The organism is Actinomadura sp. KC216, assembly GCF_004348535.1.
Taxonomy (GTDB): Bacteria; Actinomycetota; Actinomycetes; order Streptosporangiales; family Streptosporangiaceae; genus Spirillospora.
Map to the genome: position 1 here is coordinate 1 of NZ_SMJX01000581.1, position 2,229 is coordinate 2,229.

The following is a 2,229-nucleotide window of genomic DNA, read 5'->3' on the forward strand; positions in this document are numbered from 1 at the left end:
GGGCTTCGGTGATGTGCAGCCGGGTGTGCAGGCCGGTGACGTGCAGCAGCCGCAGCACCCGGGGCTGCGGGTGGTGGAGCCGAGCCTGGCGGCCGCGGCGGTCCATTACCTGGTGCGCCCACACCATGACGGCCAGGCCGCTGGAGTCGGTGAAGGCCAGTTCGGACAGCTCCAGCAGCAGCCGGTGGGGATCGTGCTCGGCGATCACTGCGGCGATGTGGTCGCCGAGCCGCCCGGCGCCGGCGATGTCGAGTTCTCCGTGCAGGAACACGGTGGTGGTCGAGCCATCGTGTTCGACGCCGACCATCAGCCCGCAGGCATGGGTGAGTTGGTGGGCGCGTGCGTTCTCATCGGCGACCGGTGGGATCGGGACCACCGGTGAACGCCTGCCGGCGGGCCACGGCTGCACCGCCGGTTTCACACCCGGCGGCGTCGCGCGTGGCAGCGAGGGGTCGGGCGGTGCCGACGCGGCCGGCGCTGTGGACGGGTACTGCGGTGTGGACGCTTGTGACGGAGCCGTCGCTGACGACGGCCGTGGGCGTGGACGGCGCGGTGGTTTGGTCATGGGCCCCTCCGGGAGCGGTGCGAGATCTCCGGGACCGGGCAGGGGGCAGGGGCCGGTCATGATCAACAGAACTGAGAGTATCGATCGGGATGGCGGACGTTACGGGCGGGAGGTGGGGACGGCGTTCAGGGGCCGGCCTCGTCGAGGATCTCGGCGGCGAGGTCGGCGACGCGGCGGCGGCTGTCGCGGGCGTTCTTGCGCAGCCGGTTGAAGGCGGTGATGGCGTCCACCTTTTCCGTCGCCATCAGGAAGCCGATGGCGCGTTCGATGACCACCCGGTAGTCCAGTGCGTACTGGAGTTGCGCGGCGGTGGTGCTGTGCTCCTGCGAGGACAGGGCGGCTGCCAGGAGGTCGCTGATCAGGTCGGCGTAAGCGGCCAGCGCGGCGGTGTCGGAGTCGTCCCATTCGGCGGGCTCGGAACGGTAGACGTTCAGGGTGCCGACCGGGCTGCCGCCCAGCCGGATCGGTATGCCCGCGACCGCCCTGACTCGCTCGTCCAGCACGTCGGCGAGCTGCGGCCAGCGGAAGTCGGAGCGCACGTCCTTGGTGGTGACCGGGTGGCCGGTGACGTAGGTGTCGTAGCAGGGACCCTGTTCGGCGCGTGCCTGCGCTTGCTCCAGCGTCCGGCCGGCCTCGTCGGAGGCGGCCACGTACAGCAGCCGTTCGTGCTCGTCGATGAGCATGATCCCCGCACCGTCGTAGCCGAACAGCTCATCGACCGAGGTGACCACGTGCTGCAGCGCCTGCGCCACGTCGGTCTGGTGCGGCGCTTTGCGCAGTTGGTCCAGGCTGGCGCCCAGGGCGTCGTTGTCGATGTGCATCAGGTCCACTTCCGGGGCGTGTGTCGATGGTGTTGGCGCGGGGACGCGCGATGGTCACCGGCTGCTGGAGCGGTGATCGGACTCGGGTGGGCCGGCGAGCCGGACGAGCAGGTCGGCGGCCGTCCGCGCCAGGTGCTGCGCGATCGCGATGGAGTCGCCGCTCCACCGGCAGGGCAGGTACTTGTAGAAGTTCAGCGACCCTGCGGCTGCGCCCCCGCGGAGGTGCACAGGCGCCGAGAGCACGGCCCGGACCGGCATCGCCCGCCGCGCGAGGTGCTCATAGACGTCGCCCGCGTGGCGCTGCAGATCGGTGACGGCGACGGGACGGTCGACGGCGATCGATTCATGCGCGGGACCAGCCCGCTCGAACTGCTGGGCGTACTCCAGTTCCAGCCCCTCGCGGGTGGAGCCTCCCACTGCCCGCAACCGTCCCTGGTCATCGGCCAGCATCAAGGCCACTCCGTCGACCCGTGAGATCACCGCCATCGAGCGCAACGCCCGTGACACCCGGCCGGCGGCCACCCACAGCTCACCATCGGAAGAGCTCCGGGGACCGTCATCGTCCACCATGAATCCTCACTCCAGGCAGCCGAAAGCAACTGACCCGCGGACACAAGGCGGAACCAACACAAACCAGCCTACCGCCAGCGGCTCGGTTGTGGCACTTGACGTGCCCGGCGGCCTCCTTCAACGAGAGCTAGAGCCTTCTTCCGGGGACGGGACGGTGCCAGGCGTTCGCCGCACGCCGGGCGACCTGCTGAAGGACCGGGACGGACGGGCCGGTCGTCGGCCCCCGGGCATCGCCGGTTTCTCCTTGGGTTGGCGGTGCGCACCGGACCGGGG

Annotated in this window: 3 protein-coding genes; all 3 read right to left on the reverse strand. The window is 70.6% G+C overall.

The features are described 5' to 3' along the window. On the reverse strand, positions 1-376 hold a 376-nt coding region (locus tag E1264_RS42165; protein ID WP_165964671.1), incomplete at its 3' end, for an STAS domain-containing protein. A 314-nt stretch (positions 377-690) separates the two neighbouring features. After that, a complete protein-coding gene (locus tag E1264_RS42170) occupies positions 691-1,386 on the reverse strand; it encodes a GAF and ANTAR domain-containing protein (protein ID WP_132183137.1) in 696 nt (231 codons plus the stop codon). Between the two features lie 54 nt (positions 1,387-1,440). Beyond that, positions 1,441-1,956, reverse strand: coding sequence for a GAF domain-containing protein (locus E1264_RS42175; RefSeq protein ID WP_132183135.1), 516 nt, complete (start codon positions 1,954-1,956; stop codon positions 1,441-1,443). Positions 1,957-2,229 lie beyond the last annotated feature (273 nt).